Origin of the sequence: Phenylobacterium sp. J367 (assembly GCF_024699985.1) — a bacterium.
Lineage (GTDB): Bacteria > Pseudomonadota > Alphaproteobacteria > Caulobacterales > Caulobacteraceae > Phenylobacterium.
In genome coordinates this window covers 151,574-169,313 of record NZ_JAJONA010000001.1, presented here as the reverse complement: position 1 = coordinate 169,313, position 17,740 = coordinate 151,574, and the positions used below count along the sequence as shown (strand labels likewise).

Below are 17,740 nucleotides of genomic sequence, written 5' to 3'. Positions count from 1 at the left end.
GCGCGTGGCCTGCCAGATCTCGACGCTGGGAATGTCGTCCTCGCAGAGGTCCTCAGCGGCCTTCGCCTTGGCCTCGGCGTCGTTGTCCGCCTCGACCCACGTGGCGCTCATGATCCGCCGACGTCCGTCCAGCTGATAGGCCCGATAGCTGGTCATGTCTGAGATCCCCCCGCTGAAGCTTAGCGCTTAACGAGCGTGGCCTCAGCGGGTTGCATGAACGGGACCGGATGTGCGGCGCTTAGACCAGCGCCCCGTGGCAGTGCTTGAATTTCCGGCCCGAACCGCACGGACAGGGCGCATTGCGGCCGGTGTCCTCCCAGCCCTGGGGCAGGGACGTGACCGGAAGCGCCGCGCGCTGGTCGGCCGGCAGGCCGTCGGGCAGGGCGCCCATCTGGGCGGCGTTCTCGCCGGTCAGCGGATCGAGGTGGATTTCGGTGAAGTCGCCGGCCGGCAGGGGCGCGGGCTCCTCGAAGGTGAACTCCACCGTCATCAGCCAGCGGGTCACGTTCTGGCGCAGATCGACGAGCAGCTTCTCGAACAGGGAGAAGGCCTCGGTCTTGTACTCGTTCAGCGGGTCGCGCTGGCCGTAGCCGCGCAGGCCGATGACGTTGCGCAGGTGGTCGAGGTGCATCAGGTGCTCGCGCCACTGCAGGTCGATCATCTGCAGCAGGAAGCTCTTCTCGACGTTGCGCATGTGGTCGCCCACCTGGGCCTCGCGCTCGGCGGCGCGGGCCTTGGCGGCGTCGTTGATGCGCTCCCTCGATCTCCTCGTTGGCGATGCCTTCCTCGGCCGCCCATTCGCGGACCGGCAGGGTCAGGCCGAGGTACTGCTGCAGGTGCTGGTCGAGGCCGTCGATGTCCCACTGCTCGGCATAGGCCTTGGGCGGCAGGTGGCGGTCGACGAAGTCGGAGATGGTGTCCCGGCGGAACTCGGCGATGATCTCCGAGAGGTCGGCCGCCTCCATGAACTCCTGGCGCTGCTCGAACACGGCCTTGCGCTGGTCGTTCACGACGTCGTCGTACTTCAGCAGGTTCTTGCGGATCTCGTAGTTCCGCTGCTCCACGCGCTTCTGGGCGGTGGCGATGGCGCTGTTCAGCCACTTGTGGGTGATCGCCTCGCCTTCCTGCACGCCGAAGGTCCGCATGATCGCGTCCAGGCGCTCGCCGGCGAAGATGCGCAGCAGGTCGTCCTCGCAGGACAGGAAGAACTTCGAGCGGCCGGGGTCGCCCTGGCGGCCGGTCCGGCCGCGGAGCTGGTTGTCGATCCGCCGGCTCTCGTGGCGCTCGGTGCCGAGGACATAGAGGCCGCCGGCGGCCAGCGCCTCTTCCTTCAGGTCCTTGATGTCGGCCTCGACCTCGGCGCGGTGCGCCTTGGCGTCCTCCGGCGTCGGCTCGACGCCCAGCGCGCGCTGCTCGTCGCGCCACTTGGCGACCCGCATGTCGACGTTGCCGCCGAGCTGGATGTCGGTGCCGCGGCCGGCCATGTTGGTGGCGATGGTCACCGCGCCGGGCACGCCGGCGTCGGCGACGATGCCGGCTTCCTGCTCGTGGTAGCGGGCGTTCAGCACGTTGTGCGGGATGCCCTTGCCCTTGGCGACGGTGGTCTCGAACGCCGTCTCGCCGAGCGCCAGGAGCTCCTGCTTGGCCGCCGCGGCCGCCGCCGGGTCGGCGACACGGGCCCGGGCCGCCAGGCTCCAGTACTCGCGCTTCAGCTTCTTCACCGGGACTTCCCAGTCGTAGGTCTTCAGAAGCTCGGAGAGGTGCTCCGACTTCTCGATGGAGACCGTGCCCACCAGGATCGGCTGGCCGTGGGCGTGGCAGTGGGCGATCTGCTTGAGGATCGCCTGGTTCTTCTCGTTGGAGGTCCGGTAGACCTCGTCGTCGTCGTCGATCCGCGCCACGACGCGGTTGGTCGGCACCTCGGCGACGTCCATCTTGTAGATGTCCAGGAATTCCTGGGCCTCGGTGGCGGCCGTGCCGGTCATGCCGGACAGCTTCGAATAGAGGCGGAAGTAGTTCTGGATGGTCACCGAGGCCAGGGTCTGGTTCTCGGGCTGGATGACCGCGCCTTCCTTGGCCTCGATGGCCTGGTGCAGGCCCTCCGACAGGCGCCGGCCGTGCATCATGCGGCCGGTGAACTCGTCGATCAGGATCACCTCGCCGGCGCGGACGATGTAGTCCTTGTCGCGGGTGTAGAGGACGTTGGCGCGCAGCGCCTGGTTCACGTGGTGCACCACCGAGACGTTGGCGGCGTCGTAGAGACCGGTGCTGTCCTCGGCGAGGTGGCCGTTGGCCTGGAGGATCTCCTCGATCTTCTCGGCGCCCTCCTCGGTGAGGATGACCTGGCGCTGCTTCTCGTCGAAGTCGTAGGTCGCCGGGTCCTGGACGAGCTGCTTAATCAGCGCGTCGATGATCTTGTAGAACTCGGAGCGGTCCTCGGTCGGGCCCGAGATGATCAGCGGCGTGCGCGCCTCGTCGATCAGGATCGAGTCCACCTCGTCGACGATCGCGAAGTTGTGGCCGCGCTGGACCATCTCGTTGACGTCGTAGACCAGGTTGTCGCGCAGGTAGTCGAAGCCGAACTCGTTGTTCGTGCCGTAGGTGATGTCGCTGTTGTAGGCCGCCTGGCGCTGGCCCTGGCTGAGGCCGTGCACGATCACCCCGACCGACAGGCCGAGGAAGCGGTAGATCTGGCCCATCCACTCGCTGTCGCGCTGGGCCAGGTAGTCGTTGACCGTGATTACGTGCACGCCCCTGCCGGCCAGCGCGTTCAGGTAGACGGGCAGGGGTGGCGACGAGCGTCTTGCCCTCGCCGGTCCGCATCTCGGAGATGCCGCCCTGGTGCAGGATCATCCCGCCGACCATCTGCACGTCGAAGTGGCGCAGGCCGATCGTCCGGCGCGAGGCTTCGCGCACGACGGCGAACGCTTCCTCGATCAGGTCGTCCAGGCTGGCGCCGCCGGCCAGTCGCTCACGGAACGCCTGGGTCTTGCCGCGCAGCTCCTCGTCGGTGAGCGCTTCGATCTTCGGCTCGAGGGCGTTGATCTTCGCGACCCTGGCCTGCATGGCCTTGACCTTGCGGTCGTTGGAGGAGCCGAAGAACCGTTGGAAGATGGTCAAGGGGAGGTGTCCGGTCTTTGCTTTGGGCCAGGCGCGGCCCGAGGCGCGTCGCCTGCCCGGGAAAATAGCTCTTTCGGGGCGCGCGAGACTTAAGCAGCGCCCCTGCCAGTGTCAACGTAACGCCGTCCGGACGTGGCGTCGCTGTGTTGGCCGCGAGACACGAAAAATCCCTCCCCTTCATGGGGAGGGACAGGCCGCGGAGCGGCCAGGGTGGGGAAGTGGCGTTCAAGCTCCGACGTTCGGGCCCGGCCCCCCACTTCCCCACCCGGCGGCGCTGTCGCCTCCCCATGAAGGGGAGGGAAAAGGCTCAGTAGACCTCGAACAGCCCCGCAGCCCCCATGCCGCCGCCGATGCACATGGAGACCACGACGTTCTTCGCGCCGCGGCGCTTGCCTTCCTGCAGGACGTGGCCGGCGAGCCGGGCGCCCGTCATGCCGAAGGGGTGGCCGATGGCGATGGAGCCGCCGTTGACGTTGTACTTCTCCGGGTCGATGCCGAGCTTGTCGCGGGAATAGAGGCACTGCGAGGCGAACGCCTCGTTCAGCTCCCACAGGTCGATGTCGTCGACCTTCAGCCCGTGACGCTCCAACAGGCGCGGGATGGCGAACACCGGGCCGATGCCCATCTCGTCGGGCTCGCAGCCGGCCACCGCCCAGCCCTTGAAGACGCCGAGCGGGGCGAGACCCGCCTTCTCGGCGGCCTTGCGCTCCATGATCACCACGGCGGCGGCGCCGTCGGAGAGCTGAGAGGCGTTGCCGGCGGTGATGTACTTGCCGGGGCCGCGGACCGGCTCGAGCTTGGCGAGGCCCTCGAGGGTGGTGTCGGGGCGGTTGCACTCGTCCCGGTTCACCACGTAGTCGACGATGGATTCCTCCTTCGTCTCCTTGTTCACGACCTTCATCTTGGTCTTCATCGGGACGATCTCGTCCGCGAACCGGTTCGCCTGCTGGGCGGCCGCCATGCGGCGCTGGCTCTCCAGCGAGTACTCGTCCTGGCTCTCGCGGCTGACCTTGTAGCGCTCGGCCACGATGTCGGCGGTGTCGATCATCGGCATGAAGATCGCCGGATACATCTCGGTGAGGCGCGGGTCGAAGTTCTCGCGCGGGCCCGTGCCGGGGTTCGGCATGGAGATCGACTCCACGCCGCCGGCCACCACCACGTCGGCGCCGTCCTCGCGGACATAGTTGGCGGCCATGGCGATGGTCTGCAGGCCCGACGAGCAGAAGCGGTTCACGGTCACGCCCGAGGTGGTGATCGGCAGGCCGGCCAGCAGGGCGGCCTGGCGGCCGACGTTGCCGCCGCCATGGGCGACATTGCCCATGAACACGTCCTCGACCGAGGCCTTGTCGATGCCGGCCTTCTCGACCGCGTGCTTGACCGCATGGGCGGCCATCGAGACCGTCGGCGTCATGTTGAAGCCGCCCCGGGCCGACTTCGCCAGACCGGTGCGGGCATAGGAAACCACAACCGCTTCGCGCATTTTCAATGATCCTCCCGAAATATCGATAGTGGCGGGGGACGCCATCGAGGGCGCCCCGCCCAAGTCGGGCGCAACCTTTGCACTCCGCGGGTTAGTTGGCTAGGGACGGGCCGCGCCCCCAATGCGCTCCTGGGGGTGCGCCCCACTTTCGAGGGACGATCTCCGCATGGCGGCAGCCAGACCCTTCGCTCCGACCCTGATGGCCGCGCTCGCGGCCCTCGCCCTGACGCTGGCCGCCTGCGGCCGGGAGGGGGCCGGGGAACAGGCGCCGGAGCGCGGCGACCAGGCGGTCGCCCGCGTCGACGGCAAGACGGTCTGGTCCTCGGACGTGAAGCGCGAGGCGATCGCCCAGGGCAAGATCGGCGAGGGCGAGCCGCTGGACGTCTCCTCGCCGCTCTTCCAGCAGGTGCTGGAGGAGGTGGTCGACCAGAAGCTGCTGGCCTCCGAAGCCCTCAAGCGCAAGCTCGACAAGGACCCTGTCGCCCAGCGTCGGCTGGCCGCCGCCCGCGACCGCATCCTGGGCGACATGCTGGTGGAGACCGTCGTCACCGACGCGGTCAACGAGAACGCGATCCGCGGCCTCTATCAGGAGCAGCTCAAGCTCGCGAAGCGCTCGGAGGAGATCCGCGCCCGCCAGATCCTCGTGCCGACCCAGGCCGACGCCGAGCAGATCCGCAAGCTGTTGGCGACCGGCGCCTCCTTCGAGGCCCTGGCCATGGAGCGTTCCACCGACGCGGCGAGCCGCTTCAACGGCGGCGACCTCGGCTACTTCACCACCGACGTCATGCCGCCGGCCTACGACGCGGCGCTGAAGGATGCGAAGCCCGGCCAGATCGTCGGGCCCTTCCTCACCGAGGGCGGGCATGCGCTGCTGAAGGTCGAGGACCGCCGCCTGGAGCAGCCGATCACGCTCGAGGCCGCCCGGCCGCAGATCGTCCGCTTCCTCACCTATGATCAGATCCGCGACCTGCTGGAGAAGCTGCGCGGCAAGGCGAAGGTGGAGATGCTCGTGAAGTCCGACGGGCCGCCGCCCGCGCCGCCGGCCGATGCGCCGAAGGCCGCCCCGGCGCCCGTCCCGCCCCAGGCCCAAGGGGGCCACGTCATGACCAAGAAGCCTGCCAAGACCGCCGCCTCGCGCACCCGGAAGGCCGCCGCCAAGCCCGCCGAGGTGGTGAGCCAGACCCTGGAACGCGCCTTCGATCCGCTGACCAGCGCGCTGAAGCGCGCGGCCCTCAAGCGCGCCGACAAGCAGGCCGCCCAGTTCGCCGCCCCGCCGCCGCCGGCTCCTGCGCCGTCCGCGCCGGGCAAGGCCATGCCGGTCTCGCCGCTCGCCGTGCCGTTCCCGAAGATGCCGCCGATCGGCGGCGTCGAGATGGCGACCGGCCGGGCCGGCTTCTACAAGTACGACCGCGAGGACCTGCTGCTGTTCCACTTCCCGGAAGGGGCGAGCTGCGCGGGCGTCTTCACCCGCAGCACCGTGGGCTCGGCCCCGGTGGACTGGTGCCGGCGGCACCTGGAGGCGACGAAGGGCGAGGGCGTCCGCGCCCTCGTCGTCAACGCCGGCTGCGCCAACGCCTTCACCGGCCGGCCGGGCGCCGACGCGGTGCGCCGGGTGGCGTCGGCGGTCGGCAAGCGCTTCGACTGCCGCCAGCGGGACGTGATGACCGCCTCCACCGGCGTGATCGGGGTGCTGCTGGACGACGGCAAGATCACCCACCGCCTGCCGGAGGTGGAGCACCGGCTGACCCCCGACGGCTGGGCCGGGGCGGCGCGCGCCATCATGACCACCGACACCTTCCCGAAGGGCGCCTACGCCGAGGCCGTGATCGACGGGACGAAGGTGCGCATCGGCGGCATCTGCAAGGGCTCGGGCATGATCGCGCCCGACATGGCGACCATGCTGGCCTTCGTGGTCACCGATGCGGCGATCACGCCGGCGGCGCTGCAGGCCCTGGTGAACCTCTACACGCGCTCCACCTTCAACGCGATCACGGTGGATGGCGATACCTCCACCAACGACACCCTGCTGCTGTTCGCCACCGGCGCGTCCGGCGCCCCGAAGATCAGCCGGGCCGGCGACCGCAGGCTCGCCGACTTCCGCGACAAGCTCGAAGGCGTGCTGATGGACCTGGCGCACCAGCTCGTCCGCGACGGGGAGGGAGCCACCAAGTTCATCAAGGTGACGGTGACCGGCGCGGAGACCGCGGCGTCGGCCCGCAAGATCGCCCGCACCATCTGCGACAGCCCGCTGGTGAAGACCGCCTTCGCCGGCGAGGACGCCAACTGGGGCCGGATCGTCATGGCGGTCGGCAAGGCCGAGGAGCCCATCGACCGCGACAGCCTGTCGGTGAAGTTCGGGCCCTACTGGGCGGCCCAGGACGGCCTGATCTCGCCCGCCTACGACGAGGGCAAGATGAGCGCCTACATGAAGCGCCAGGACCTGGAGGTCACGGTCGACGTGGGCATGGGCCGCGCCACGGCGTCGGTCTGGACCTGCGACCTCACCAAGCGCTACGTCGAGATCAACGGGGATTACCGGTCGTAGTCATCCCTTCTCTTCAGGGGAGGGTGGACGGGGCGAAGCCCCGCCGGGTGGGGATGTGTGGTTCCAGCCCTGAAGCGGGCGCCTGAACGCGGTTTCCCACCCCGGTCGCGTTCCGCGACCTGCCCCCCTCCCTGAAGGGGAGGGATGAGGAGCGCCATGATGCAGGCCCTGATGATCCAGACCACCACGGCCACCGAGGCCGACGCCGAGACGATCGCCGAGGAGCTGCTGGCCGAGGGGCTGGCGGCCTGCGTGCAGATCGCGGCCATCCGCAGCCGGTACGTCTGGAAGGGCGAGGTCCAGCGCGAGGCCGAGCAGCTTCTCTCGATCAAGACCCGCGCCGACCTCTGGGAGCCGGTGCGGGCGCGCATCCGGGCGCTGCACAGCTACGAGGCCCCGGAGGTGATCGCCCTCCCGGTCACCGACATCGACCCCGACTACCTGGCCTGGGTCGAGGGCGTGACGCGCCGCCCATAAAAATCCGCTCATCCCGGCGAAAGCCGGGACCCATGCTGACTGGCAGGATGGGCCCCGACGCCGGGATGGCGGATGCGCCGCTGGGTCCCGGCTTTCGCCGGGATGAGCGGAGCCTAGTGGTTCGACCAGACGCCTTCGCGACGGCCGCCGCCGCCACCGCCGCTGCGGCCGCGGCGCGGGCCCTTGAAGCCCTGGCCGCCGGCCGGCTTGGCCTGGGCCGGACGTTCGCCGCCGCCGCTGTTGGAGCGGGCCGGAGCCCCCTCGTGGCGGTGGCCGGGCTTGGCCGTCGAATGGTTGCGGTTCGGCTTCTGCTGGCGCTGGCCGCGATGCGGCTGCGGGCCGCGCTGGCCGCGGGTGTCCTCGCGGTCCGGCTTGCCGACCTCCGGCATCACCGCGGTGGCGGCGCCGAGCTGCTTGTCGTTGCGGCGGTCGAAGGACGGGATCCGCTGGCGCGTCACCTTCTCGATGTCCTTCAGCAGCGGACGCTCGTCGTCGGCGCAGAACGCCACCGCCGAGCCGTCGGCGCCGGCCCGGGCCGTCCGGCCGATCCGGTGGACGTAGGCCTCCGGCACGTTCGGCAGCTCGAACTGCACCACGTGGCTCACCGCGTCGATGTCGATGCCGCGGGCGGCGATGTCGGTGGCCACGAGGGCGCGGACGCGGCCGGCCTTGAATTCGGCGAGCGCGCGCTCGCGCTGGCCCTGGCTCTTGTCGCCGTGGATGGCCGCGGCGTCGACGCCCACCTGCTCCAGCGACTTGGCCACGCGGTCAGCGCCGCGCTTGGTGCGGGTGAAGACGATGACGCGCTTGAAGCTGGCGTCGTCGAACAGCTCGGCCAGCAGGGCGCGCTTGCGCGTCTGCTCGACGAACAGGACCTTCTGGTTGATCCGCTCGACGGTGGTGGCCGCCGGCGTCACCGACACCTTCACCGGGTTCGGGTTCAGGGATCTCGGTGGTCAGCTTCTCGATCTCGCTCGGCATGGTGGCCGAGAAGAAGAGGTTCTGGCGGTGCTTCGGCAGGAACTTCACGATCCGGCGGATCGGCACGATGAAGCCCATGTCCAGCATCTGGTCGGCTTCATCGAGGACGAAGGTCTCGACGCCCTGCAGGTTGATGGTCTTCTCCTGCATGTGGTCGAGCAGGCGGCCGGGGGTGGCGACCAGCACGTCGACGCCGGGCTCCAGCGCCTTCATCTGGGCGCCGTACTTCACGCCGCCGAACACCACGGCGACCGTGATGCCCATGTGGCGGCCGTACGCCTTGAAGCTCTCGCCGATCTGGGTGGCGAGCTCGCGGGTCGGCGACAGCACCAGGACGCGGGCGCTCTTGCGCGGCGCCGGCTTACGGTCCTCGGCCAGGCGGTGGATGATGGGAAGGGCGAAGGCGGCGGTCTTGCCGGTGCCCGTCTGGGCGATGCCCAGCAGGTCGCGGCCGGCCATCACGCCGGGGATCGCCTGCGCCTGGATCGGCGTCGGCGTGGTGTAGCCCTGGTCGGCCAGCGCCTTGAGGAGCGGCTTGGCCAGGCCAAGATCGGTAAACTGGGTCAAACGCAGTCTTTCACGTATGCGCCGAACGCGCCCAGTCGGTGACACCGAGGGCGCGGGACGCGGGTCTTTGGGGAAGCGCCCCGCGTGATGGGCGATCATATGAGTCCGTTGCACTCGACAGGCTGAGCCTCGGTTAGGAGGCCCCACGCGGCTGGAGCGCGGACATGCGCCGTTTCAGAGGCGCGAGAGGCAGATGGCTGCTGCAGCGCAACAAGTCAACCCACGTTCGACGATTGTTCCGCAGCCGCTGCAATTTCTCCTCTCCCCCCGCGCAGCGGAGAGGGAGAGGCCGGGAGAGGGGAAAGGCGGCGGCAAGCCCTCTCCTCAGTCCTCTCCCCTCTCGCTTCCCAACCTCTCGCTTCTGGGGGAGAGGAGGCTATTCGGCGAACATGCCTGGAAAACCCACCGTCCTCGTGGCCGCCGCCGCCCTGATCGACACCGACGGCCGGGTGCTGATCTGTCAGCGGCCGGAGGGCAAGCAGCTCGCCGGCCTGTGGGAATTCCCGGGCGGCAAGGTCGAGGCCGGCGAGACGCCCGAGGCCTGCCTGATCCGCGAGCTGAAGGAGGAGCTGGGGATCACGGTCAGCCACGCCTGCCTGGCCCCCTTCGTCTTCGCGAGCCACGAGTACGAGAGCTTCCATCTGCTGATGCCGCTCTACCTCGTCCGCCGCTGGGAGGGGCCGGGTGGAGAACCTGGAGCACAAGGCCATGGCCTGGGTGAAGCCGGTGAAGCTCGGGGACTATCCCATGCCGCCGGCCGACGCCCCGCTGGTCGCCTGGCTCAGGGACCTGATCTGATGCGCCAGGCGGCCCACACGCTGGAGATCCGCACGCGCGGCCAGGGCCTGCACGAGTTCACCCGCGAGGCCGCGGCCTGGGCGGCGGGGCAGGGGATGGCCACGGGCCTCATGACCCTCTTCTGCCGGCACACCTCGGCCAGCCTGCTGATCCAGGAGAACGCCGACCCCGACGTCCGCCGGGACCTGGAGGACTATTTCGCCCAGATCGCCCCGGAGAGTCCGGCCTACCGCCACCAGGACGAGGGCCCGGACGACATGCCGGCCCACCTGCGGACCGCCCTGACGCAGGTGCAGCTCTCCGTCCCCCTGGTGGGCGGCCGCCTGGCGCTCGGGACCTGGCAGGGCCTCTACCTCTTCGAGCACCGCGCCCGCCCCCCACCGCCGCGAGGTGGTCCTGCACCTGCTGGGTGAGTGAACCTCCCTCCCTTGATGGGGGGCGTGTTCCTGTTTTATTCTCCGCTCATCCCGGCGAAAGCCGGGATCCAAGCGGGGCCTGCCGACGCCCATGAGCTTCTTCGTCTACATCATGGCCAGCAAGCCATACGGCACGCTCTACACAGGTCACACCGATGATCTCGCGCGCCGTGTCCATGAGCATCAGGAGAAGCTGCGCCGGGGGTTCACCGCCCGATACGGCGTCGACAAGCTCGTCTGGTTCGAGACATTCGAAGAGCGCGAGAACGCCTTCCGCCGCGAGCGCCAGATAAAGGAATGGCGGCGGACGTGGAAGATCGCACTGATCGAAGCCGAGAACCCCACATGGCGGGACCTCGGCCTCGAGTTGAACAATCTGCTCGGCTTTGCCGGCTGGTAGTCAGCTTGGATCCCGGCTTTCGCCGGGATGAGCGGCGTTTGTGTGCGGACAGGTCGACATCACCGGCTGTAGCTCGCCTTCACGACCCCGCTCTTCGCCGGCTTGACCGCGTCCGTCACGCAGCTCGCCGGCTCCAGCATGGCGTGGGTGGCGAGGCAGTAGATGTCCTCGTAGTGCGGGCCGGCGCTGGCCAGGCACTGGTAGAGGTTGAGCTTGGCGACCTTCAGGCAGAAGCCGCTCTTCGGCTCGCTCATCAGCGCCTTGCCGCGCGCGGTCTCGCCCAGCACCGAGAGCGCCGCCAGCGCCACGCCGCGCTGGACCACGGCTGAGGCGGCGCCGCCCTTGCGCCCGCCTTCCGAGACGGCGCGGTAGAGGTGCGCCTGGTCGCCCGCCGCGGGGCTGTAGCCCGCCGCCGAGATCGATTTCACCCGCGCCAGGCGGCCGGGCGCGTTCGGTACCTTCTGCTTCGACCAGCCCTGTTTCTGGAGGCTGTAGGACGCCTGCTTCACCCGGCGGCCGTCGGCGGCCAGGGCCTCCCCCTGCCGGGCCAGGGCGCCGGACGCCCGGGCCGCCGCGGCCTCGGCGCCGGGAATGGCCATGACGGCGCCCGGATTGGCGGCGATCCGGCGGGCGAGGTCGCCCTTGCCGGCCTTGCGCACCCCGTCCACGAACCGCGGCTCCTGCAGGGCGGCGATAGCCGCATAGGCGACCATTCCGGACTGCAGCTCCCTGGGCTCATGCCCCGCGCCGACCTGCAGCGCGCTCGCCACCGCGCCCGGACCCGAAGCCGGCGTCGATGCCGCCCGCCTTGCGCATGAAGCTCTCGAAGGCGCTGGCCTGGGTCTCGATGGCGCGGTCGGCCCGCGCGCGCCGGTGGGCGCCCGCTCGGGCGTGGACGGCGCGGAGACGCGCGCGCCGACGCTGGCGCAGCCGGCCAGGATCACGGCCGGCGCGGCCGCGGCGGCCAGGGCAAGGCCCCAGCCTCGAATGTTTGATAGCACCTAACTGACCCCCGACTTGGGAGCCCCCCGAAGCGCAACCTTAGGCAGAGCCTGGCGGAAGCGCCGCCGTGGCCCGTTGTCGCGGCAGATCTTCCTCCCCCGTTCACGGGGGAGGGGACCACCCGCCGCAGAGCGGGTGGTGGAGGGGGCGAACGACGGCACAGCGCGGAACCCGCCCCTTCCACCATCGGCTCTTCAGCCTCCGGCTTCGGCCGACGGTCCCCCTTCCCCATGAATGGGGAAGGAAAACTACCGCGTCCCGGGCACCCGGTGCTCGGTGGTCCCGAGCGCGTCGGCCAGGCGCATCCTGGCCGAGCCGGGCTTCAGCGGCTGCTGCTGGCTCTCGTGCGGCGCCCAGCCGGTGAGGGTGATGATCTCGAAGGTGGCCGGCACGCGGCCGTCGGGGCCGGCGAAGCGCTCGGCGTAGAGCTCGAAGGTCCGCTCCAGGATCGCCCGCGTCAGCTTCTTCGGGTGCCGCTCGGCGAGCACGCTGGTCTCGCCCATCCGGCGCAGGTCGTAGAGCAGCTTGATCGGATGGTCGTAGGTCACGTTCACCCGGTCCACGTCGGCCACCGGCAGCGCGAACCCGGCGCGCTGCAGCAGGCCGGCGGCGTCGGAGCTGTCCGCGAACGGCGAGACGCGGCTTCCGGCGCCGCCCAGGATTTCCGCCTCGGCGGCGACCAGCGACTGCCGGAGCTCGGTCAGCGTCTGCCCGCCCAGGAAGGCGCCGATGAACAGGCCGTCGGGCCTAAGCGCCCGGCGCACCTGGATCAGGGCGCCCACCACGTCGTTGGTCCAGTGCAGGCCGAGCGTCGAGACCACGAGGTCCAGGCTCTGCGGGGCGAAAGGCAGGCGTTCCTCGTCCAGCGCCACGCGGGGCCGTCGCGGCCGGCCAGCATCCGGGGCGACAGGTCGGCCTCGATCAGGGTTCCGACCCGCTGCGCCGCCGGGCTCTCGGCCAGGGCCTCGCGGAACGCGCCGCCGCGCGCCGAGAGGTCGACGGCCAGCGGGAAGTCCCGCATGATCGCCTCCAGGCGCTCGGCCACGTCCAGGGCCGCGCGGCGCTGGAGGAAGTCGGCGTCCGCATAGTCGCGGGCCGCGCGGTCCAGGCGCTTGCGATGCAGGGCGCGGTCGAAGAGGCGGGGCAGGTCGGTCGTGGCGGAGGGCATGCGGGCGGAACATGGTCTCTTCGCCGGCGGATTGAAACCGGGTCCGCGCGCAAAGGCGCTGTGGCGCGGCGCCCTCGACCTGGTCTTCCCGCCGCAGTCGCTGGACGGCGGCGAGGCGCCGATGGCCGGCGGGCTTTCGGCGGAGACCTGGAGCCGCATCCACTTCCTCGACGGGCCGGTGTGCGACGGCTGCGGGGTCCCCCTTCGCGTTCGATCCGGGCGACCGCTGTCCCGCCTGCCTGGCGAAGCCCAGGGCGTTCGACGCGGCCCGCGCCGCCTGCCTCTACGACGAGCTGTCGCGCGAGCCGATCCTGAAGCTCAAGCACGCCGACCGGCTGGACCTCGCACCGCTGTTCGCCCGCTGGCTCTCCCGCGCGGCGCGTCCGCTGATCGAGGACGCTGACGCCATCGCGCCGGTGCCGCTACACCCCTTCCGCCTGCTGCGGCGCCGCTACAACCAGGCCGCCGAGATCGCCCGGCCGCTGTCGGCGCTGAGCGGCGTGCCCTACCTACCTGCCGGACGCGCTCGTCCGGAAGCGGGCGACGGAGAGCCAGGGCGGCAAGTCGGGCTCGGGCCGCAAGCGCAACGTGGCCGGCGCCTTCCACGTGCCGCCGTCGCGGGCGGCCCAGGTGGAGGGCAAGCGCATCCTGCTGATTGACGATGTTCTGACCACCGGCGCCACGGCGGAGGGCTGTGCGCGGGCGCTGAAGGCCGCCGGCGCGGCCCGCGTCGATCTTGCCGTCGTCGCCCGGGTTAAGGAACGCCGGGGACTCACTATATGAAACCGTCCAAGACCGGCTTTTGTTAGAGCGCCATGGCCCAAGTCACCATCTACACGAAACCCTATTGCCCCTACTGCATCCGCGCGGTCTCGCTGCTGGAGAAGAAGGGCGTCGAGTTCGACGAGATCGAAGCCGCCTTCGATCCCGAGAAGCGCCAGGAGATGATGCAGCGCTCCGGCCGCGCCACCTTCCCGCAGATCTTCGTGGGCGAGCAGCACATCGGCGGCTGCGACGACATGATGGCGCTCGAGCGCGAGGGCAAGCTCGACCCCCTGCTGCAACAGGCGGCCTGAGCGCCCGACGCCGCGAAGCGGACGCCGGGGCCCAGGCCACTAGTCCGTTCGCTTAGGGCGTCGTGGCCGCTGCGTCGGCGGCCGCGTCGGCCTTGCGGCCGGCGGTAGCCGCAGCGTCGGCCGTGTTCGCCGCCGCCGTGTTGGCGGCCGCGGCGGTGTTGTCGACGGCGGAATCCACCGCGGCGGCGGTGTTGGCGGCGGCCGCGTCGGCGTTGGCCGCCGTGTCCTGGGCCGCCGAGCTGGCCGCTGCGCCGGCCTCGTCGGCGGCGGCTTCGGCGTGGTCTTCAGTCTTTTGCGAGCAGGCGGCGAGGGACAGCGCGGCCGCGGAGGCGGCCACGAGGATCATCAAACGCATCTTGTTTCCTCCCAAGTGGAGAGGCCATCAGGACGCAAGCTTCCGCTCGGCGCAAGCCGTGCTTGGCCTATGATAGGACCATGAAGGTCGGCCTGATCCAGACCCGCACGCCCGCGACGCACGCCGCCGCGCTGGCCCATGTCCTGCCGCTGATCCGCGAGGCGGCGGCCGGGGGCGCGGGCTTCGTGGCCACGCCCGAGGGAACCAACATCCTGCAGCGGGACCGCGCGGTCCTGCTGCCGCAGCTGCGGACGCTGGGCGAGGATCCGGTCGTCCAGGGCCTGCGCGAGACGGCCCGCGAGCTCTCGATCTGGCTGCTGGTCGGCTCGGCCCTGATCCGCCGCGAGGACGGCAAGGCGGCCAACCGCTCGCTTCTGATCGCCCCCGACGGCGCCGTCGCCGCCACCTACGACAAGCTGCACATGTTCGACGTCGACCTGCCCACAGGCGAGAGCCCGCGGGAGAGCGCCGCCTACGAGCCCGGCGACCGGGCGGTGGCGGTCGAGGCGGGCGATCTGAAGCTCGGCCTCACCGTCTGCTACGACATGCGCTTCCCGGCGCTCTACCGGGCCCCTGGCGCTGGCCGGCGCCGAAGTGATGACCGTGCCGTCCGCCTTCACCCGGCCGACCGGCGAGGCCCACTGGGAGGTGCTGCTCAGGTCGCGCGCCATCGAGACCGGCAGCTTCGTCCTGGCCCCGGCCCAGGGCGGATTCCACGAGGACGGCCGCGGCACCTGGGGCCGGACGATCGCCGTCGGACCGTGGGGCGAGGTGCTGGGCGTGCTTGACCATGACGAGCCCGGCGTGCTTCTGGCCGACCTCGACCTGGAGGCGCCGGCCAAGGCCCGCGCCGCCATCCCCGCGCTGAAGAACGCCCGCGAGTTTTCCGGCCCCGCATCGCTCCCCAAATCCCAGGCATGATCAAGTACGCGCTTACCTGTGAGCACGAGCACGCCTTCGAGGGCTGGTTCGGCTCGTCCGCCGACTACGACGACCAGCAGGCTGCGGGCCTGCTGGAATGCCCGATGTGCGGCACGAAGCATGTCCGCAAGCAGATCATGGCCCCGGCGGTCGCCGGCACCAAGAAGACGGCGCCCGCCCGTGAGGCCGCGCCGCAGATGCAGGCGATGATGATGGAGGCCATGGGCCAGATCCGCCGGCACGTGGAGGAGAACTTCGACGACGTGGGCGACGCCTTCGCCCGGGAGGCCCGCGCCATCCACGAGGGCAGGTCGGAACAGCGCGGCATCTACGGCCAGGCGACCCCGAAGGAGGTGCAGGGCCTCGTGGAGGACGGCGTTCCCGTCGCCCCCCTGCCGCCCGAGCCGCCCAAGAAGACCGAGGTCAACTAGGGCGCTGCGCGGCGTCTTGCGCGCCGGGCATTTCTTCGGTCACTCTCCGGTTGTGCATCCGGGGGAGCAGCGTGATCCGTATCGTGAGTATGGCTGCGGCGTTCGCCGCCTTCGTCGTGACGTCTGCGGCCGCGGCGCCGCTCGAGGCCTACGGCAAGCTGCCCACCATCGAGGACATCGAGATCTCGCCCAGCGGCCACGCGATCGCGGCCGTCGTTTCCGACGGCAAGAACCGCGTCGTCTCCGTCCAGGACCTGGCGAGCGGCAAGATCCTGATGAAGGTCGGCGCCGGCGACGTGAAGGTCCGCGGCGTCGAGTGGGCCGGCGACAAGCACATCCTCGTCGTCGCCACCGCCACCGCCGCGCCGCTGGGCATCGCCGGCGGCCGGCGCGAGTGGATGGTCGCCTACAGCTACGACCTCACGTCGCAGAAGCCGCAGCGCGTGCTGCGCGGCGTCGAGCAGACGCTGGACACCCTGTTCGACGCGCCGGTGGTGCGCACCTTCCGCGGCGAGCCCACGGTGTTCGTCCAGGGCGTCCGTTTCTTCAGCGGCCAGAGCCGCCTGACGCTGTTCCGCTACGACCTCGACACCGGCAAGAGCGTGCTCGTCGACGAGGTGGGCGAGGACGTCCGCGACTGGGTCGTCGGCCCGGACGGCAAGGCGGTGGCCCACGAGGTCTATGACAGCCGCAGCGGCCGGTGGGCGCTGAAGATCCGCAACGGCGGCGGCTGGCGCGAGGTGCGCACGGCCGTGGCGCCGCTGGAGCGGCCCTACCTCTCCGGTCTCGGCCGGACGCCGCAGACCGTGCTCTTCGCCGAGTACGACGACGACGGCCGCTCGGTCTGGCGCGAGGTGGACCTGGCGACCGGCGCCATCGGCGAGCCGATCCCGCGCATCGACAGCCAGGGCTCGGTGCGCGATCCGGTCGACGGCCGGCTGATCGGCCGCGCGGCCCTGGTCGGGGACAAGCTGGTCTACGACTTCTTCGACGAGGCCGACGCCCGGGCCTGGCGCTCGGTGCAGGCGGCGTTCCCGGATTCGCTGGTCTCGCTCGCCTCCTGGTCGGCGGACCGGAAGAAGATCGTGGTGATCGCCGACTCCCCCCGCCGAGGGCCCGGCCTATGCGCTCGTGGACATCGCCACCAAGAAGGCCACCTGGCTGGGCGCGGTCTACAACGACCTCAACCCCGAGGACATCGCGCCGAAGAAGCCGATCCGCTTCAAGGCGGCCGACGGCCTGGAACTCACCGGCTACCTGACCACGCCGGTCGGCCGCGCGGCGAAGGGGCTCCCGCTCGTCGTGATGCCGCACGGCGGCCCGGCGAGCCGTGACGAACCGGGCTTCGACTGGTGGTCCCAGGCCCTGGCCTCGCGCGGCTATGCGGTGCTGCAGGTCAATTTCCGCGGGTCCGACGGCCTGGGCGGCGACCTGCTGGAGGCGGGCTACGGCCAGTGGGGCCGGAAGATGCAGACCGACCTCTCCGACGGCGTCCGCCACCTCGCCGGCCAGGGCGTCATCGACCCGAAGCGGGTGTGCATCGTCGGCGCGAGCTACGGCGGCTATGCGGCGCTGGCCGGGCCGATCTTCGATCGTGGCGTCTACCGTTGCGCGGCCTCGGTGGCCGGGGTCTCGGACCTCAAGAAGCAGATCTCGTTCTCGCGTGAGCGGGGCGGCTCCGCGACGTTCCGCTACTGGACCCGCTTCATGGGCGCCGAGGACCTGGGCGATCCGGTGCTGGCGGCCTACTCGCCGGCCCTGCATGCCGACAAGGCCGACGCCCCGATCCTGCTGGTGCACGGCCGCGACGACACCGTCGTCCCGCTGGACCAGAGCCGCACCATGGCCGAGGCCCTGGCGAAGGCCGGCAAGCCGCACGAGCTCGTGGTGCAGGCCGGCGAGGACCACTGGCTGACTCGCGGCGAGACCCGGCTCGCCATGCTCAACGCCGTCGTGACCTTCCTCGAGAAGCACAACCCGCCGAACTGAGCGCGTCCTGGGGA

13 protein-coding genes and 6 pseudogenes are annotated in these 17,740 nt (G+C 70.6%); 13 read left to right on the top strand and 6 right to left on the bottom strand.

Annotated elements, in window-relative coordinates:
- Positions 1-238 precede the first annotated feature (238 nt).
- Positions 239-3,066, bottom strand: a pseudogene (gene secA, locus LRS04_RS01075) (preprotein translocase subunit SecA).
- A 361-nt stretch (positions 3,067-3,427) separates the two neighbouring features.
- A complete protein-coding gene (locus LRS04_RS01070; RefSeq protein ID WP_257814759.1) occupies positions 3,428-4,600 on the bottom strand; it encodes an acetyl-CoA C-acyltransferase in 1,173 nt (390 codons plus the stop codon).
- 166 nt (positions 4,601-4,766) lie between these two features.
- Between LRS04_RS01070 and LRS04_RS01065 the strand changes: the two are divergent.
- The 3 genes and pseudogenes from LRS04_RS01065 to cutA form a co-directional block, all read left to right on the top strand.
- Positions 4,767-5,693: pseudogene (locus LRS04_RS01065) on the top strand (peptidylprolyl isomerase); the annotation flags it as partial.
- A 9-nt stretch (positions 5,694-5,702) separates the two neighbouring features.
- Complete coding sequence (gene argJ, locus LRS04_RS01060) at positions 5,703-7,145, top strand: bifunctional glutamate N-acetyltransferase/amino-acid acetyltransferase ArgJ (RefSeq protein WP_257818903.1); 1,443 nt, start codon at positions 5,703-5,705, stop codon at positions 7,143-7,145.
- Positions 7,146-7,289: 144 nt separating this feature from the next.
- The gene (gene cutA, locus LRS04_RS01055; RefSeq protein ID WP_257814758.1) at positions 7,290-7,622 is read left to right on the top strand and encodes a divalent-cation tolerance protein CutA; all 333 of its coding nucleotides are present in this window, start codon (positions 7,290-7,292) and stop codon (positions 7,620-7,622) included.
- Between the two features lie 113 nt (positions 7,623-7,735).
- Here cutA and LRS04_RS01050 read toward each other — a convergent pair.
- A pseudogene (locus LRS04_RS01050) lies at positions 7,736-9,170 on the bottom strand (DEAD/DEAH box helicase).
- 389 nt (positions 9,171-9,559) lie between these two features.
- Here LRS04_RS01050 and mutT point away from each other — a divergent pair.
- The 3 genes and pseudogenes from mutT to LRS04_RS01035 all read left to right on the top strand — a co-directional run bounded on the left by mutT (position 9,560) and on the right by LRS04_RS01035 (position 10,784).
- Positions 9,560-9,968, top strand: a pseudogene (mutT, locus tag LRS04_RS01045) (8-oxo-dGTP diphosphatase MutT).
- Positions 9,968-10,381, top strand: a complete 414-nt coding sequence (locus tag LRS04_RS01040; RefSeq protein ID WP_257814757.1) for a secondary thiamine-phosphate synthase enzyme YjbQ — start codon at positions 9,968-9,970, stop codon at positions 10,379-10,381. Before mutT ends, LRS04_RS01040 begins: the two are co-directional and overlap by 1 nt.
- 94 nt (positions 10,382-10,475) lie before the next feature.
- Positions 10,476-10,784 (top strand): GIY-YIG nuclease family protein, encoded by a 309-nt coding sequence (locus tag LRS04_RS01035; protein WP_257814756.1) that lies wholly within the window; start codon positions 10,476-10,478, stop codon positions 10,782-10,784.
- A 59-nt stretch (positions 10,785-10,843) separates the two neighbouring features.
- Here LRS04_RS01035 and LRS04_RS01030 read toward each other — a convergent pair whose 3' ends face one another.
- Together LRS04_RS01030 and LRS04_RS01025 are read right to left on the bottom strand one after the other, a co-directional pair.
- Complete coding sequence (locus LRS04_RS01030; RefSeq protein WP_257814755.1) at positions 10,844-11,554, bottom strand: hypothetical protein; 711 nt, start codon at positions 11,552-11,554, stop codon at positions 10,844-10,846.
- Positions 11,555-12,034: 480 nt separating this feature from the next.
- A pseudogene (locus tag LRS04_RS01025) lies at positions 12,035-12,954 on the bottom strand (methyltransferase domain-containing protein).
- Here LRS04_RS01025 and LRS04_RS01020 point away from each other — a divergent pair.
- The 3 genes from LRS04_RS01020 (at position 12,953) to grxC (ending at position 14,030) form a co-directional block, all read left to right on the top strand.
- A complete protein-coding gene (locus LRS04_RS01020) occupies positions 12,953-13,357 on the top strand; it encodes a hypothetical protein (protein ID WP_257814754.1) in 405 nt (134 codons plus the stop codon). The pseudogene LRS04_RS01025 and the gene LRS04_RS01020 overlap by 2 nt on opposite strands.
- A 185-nt stretch (positions 13,358-13,542) precedes the next feature.
- Positions 13,543-13,737: a ComF family protein gene (locus LRS04_RS01015; RefSeq protein ID WP_257814753.1), complete on the top strand. Its 195-nt coding sequence runs from the start codon at positions 13,543-13,545 to the stop codon at positions 13,735-13,737.
- Between the two features lie 32 nt (positions 13,738-13,769).
- Positions 13,770-14,030 (top strand): glutaredoxin 3, encoded by a 261-nt coding sequence (gene grxC, locus LRS04_RS01010; RefSeq protein WP_257814752.1) that lies wholly within the window; start codon positions 13,770-13,772, stop codon positions 14,028-14,030.
- A 52-nt stretch (positions 14,031-14,082) separates the two neighbouring features.
- Here the strand turns inward: grxC and LRS04_RS01005 are convergent, their stop codons facing one another.
- The gene (locus LRS04_RS01005) at positions 14,083-14,385 is read right to left on the bottom strand and encodes a hypothetical protein (protein WP_257814751.1); all 303 of its coding nucleotides are present in this window, start codon (positions 14,383-14,385) and stop codon (positions 14,083-14,085) included.
- A gap of 80 nt (positions 14,386-14,465) precedes the next feature.
- On the opposite strand from LRS04_RS01005, the pseudogene LRS04_RS01000 reads away from it, so the two are divergent.
- The 4 genes and pseudogenes from LRS04_RS01000 (at position 14,466) to LRS04_RS00985 (ending at position 17,726) form a co-directional block, all read left to right on the top strand.
- A pseudogene (locus LRS04_RS01000) lies at positions 14,466-15,306 on the top strand (carbon-nitrogen hydrolase family protein).
- Positions 15,303-15,737, top strand: a complete 435-nt coding sequence (locus LRS04_RS00995) for a DUF1178 family protein (RefSeq protein ID WP_257814750.1) — start codon at positions 15,303-15,305, stop codon at positions 15,735-15,737. Before LRS04_RS01000 ends, LRS04_RS00995 begins: the two are co-directional and overlap by 4 nt.
- Before the next feature lie 71 nt (positions 15,738-15,808).
- On the top strand, positions 15,809-17,071 hold the full coding sequence (locus LRS04_RS00990) for a hypothetical protein (RefSeq protein ID WP_257814749.1): 1,263 nt from the start codon (positions 15,809-15,811) through the stop codon (positions 17,069-17,071).
- Positions 16,953-17,726, top strand: a complete 774-nt coding sequence (locus LRS04_RS00985) for an alpha/beta hydrolase family protein (RefSeq protein ID WP_374577062.1) — start codon at positions 16,953-16,955, stop codon at positions 17,724-17,726. Before LRS04_RS00990 ends, LRS04_RS00985 begins: the two co-directional genes overlap by 119 nt.
- Positions 17,727-17,740: the final 14 nt, after the last annotated feature.

What these genes read in the sequence shown, in the direction of transcription:
- cutA (WP_257814758.1), top strand. Translation starts at nt 7,290, where the DNA reads ATGAGGAGCGCCATGATGCAGGCCCTGATGATCCAGACCACCACGGCC.
- LRS04_RS01005 (WP_257814751.1), bottom strand. Translation starts at nt 14,385, where the DNA reads ATGCGTTTGATGATCCTCGTGGCCGCCTCCGCGGCCGCGCTGTCCCTC.
- argJ (WP_257818903.1), top strand. Translation starts at nt 5,703, where the DNA reads ATGACCAAGAAGCCTGCCAAGACCGCCGCCTCGCGCACCCGGAAGGCC.
- grxC (WP_257814752.1), top strand. Translation starts at nt 13,770, where the DNA reads ATGGCCCAAGTCACCATCTACACGAAACCCTATTGCCCCTACTGCATC.
- LRS04_RS01020 (WP_257814754.1), top strand. Translation starts at nt 12,953, where the DNA reads ATGCGGGCGGAACATGGTCTCTTCGCCGGCGGATTGAAACCGGGTCCG.
- LRS04_RS01070 (WP_257814759.1), bottom strand. Translation starts at nt 4,600, where the DNA reads ATGCGCGAAGCGGTTGTGGTTTCCTATGCCCGCACCGGTCTGGCGAAG.
- LRS04_RS00995 (WP_257814750.1), top strand. Translation starts at nt 15,303, where the DNA reads ATGATCAAGTACGCGCTTACCTGTGAGCACGAGCACGCCTTCGAGGGC.
- LRS04_RS01035 (WP_257814756.1), top strand. Translation starts at nt 10,476, where the DNA reads ATGAGCTTCTTCGTCTACATCATGGCCAGCAAGCCATACGGCACGCTC.
- LRS04_RS01040 (WP_257814757.1), top strand. Translation starts at nt 9,968, where the DNA reads ATGCGCCAGGCGGCCCACACGCTGGAGATCCGCACGCGCGGCCAGGGC.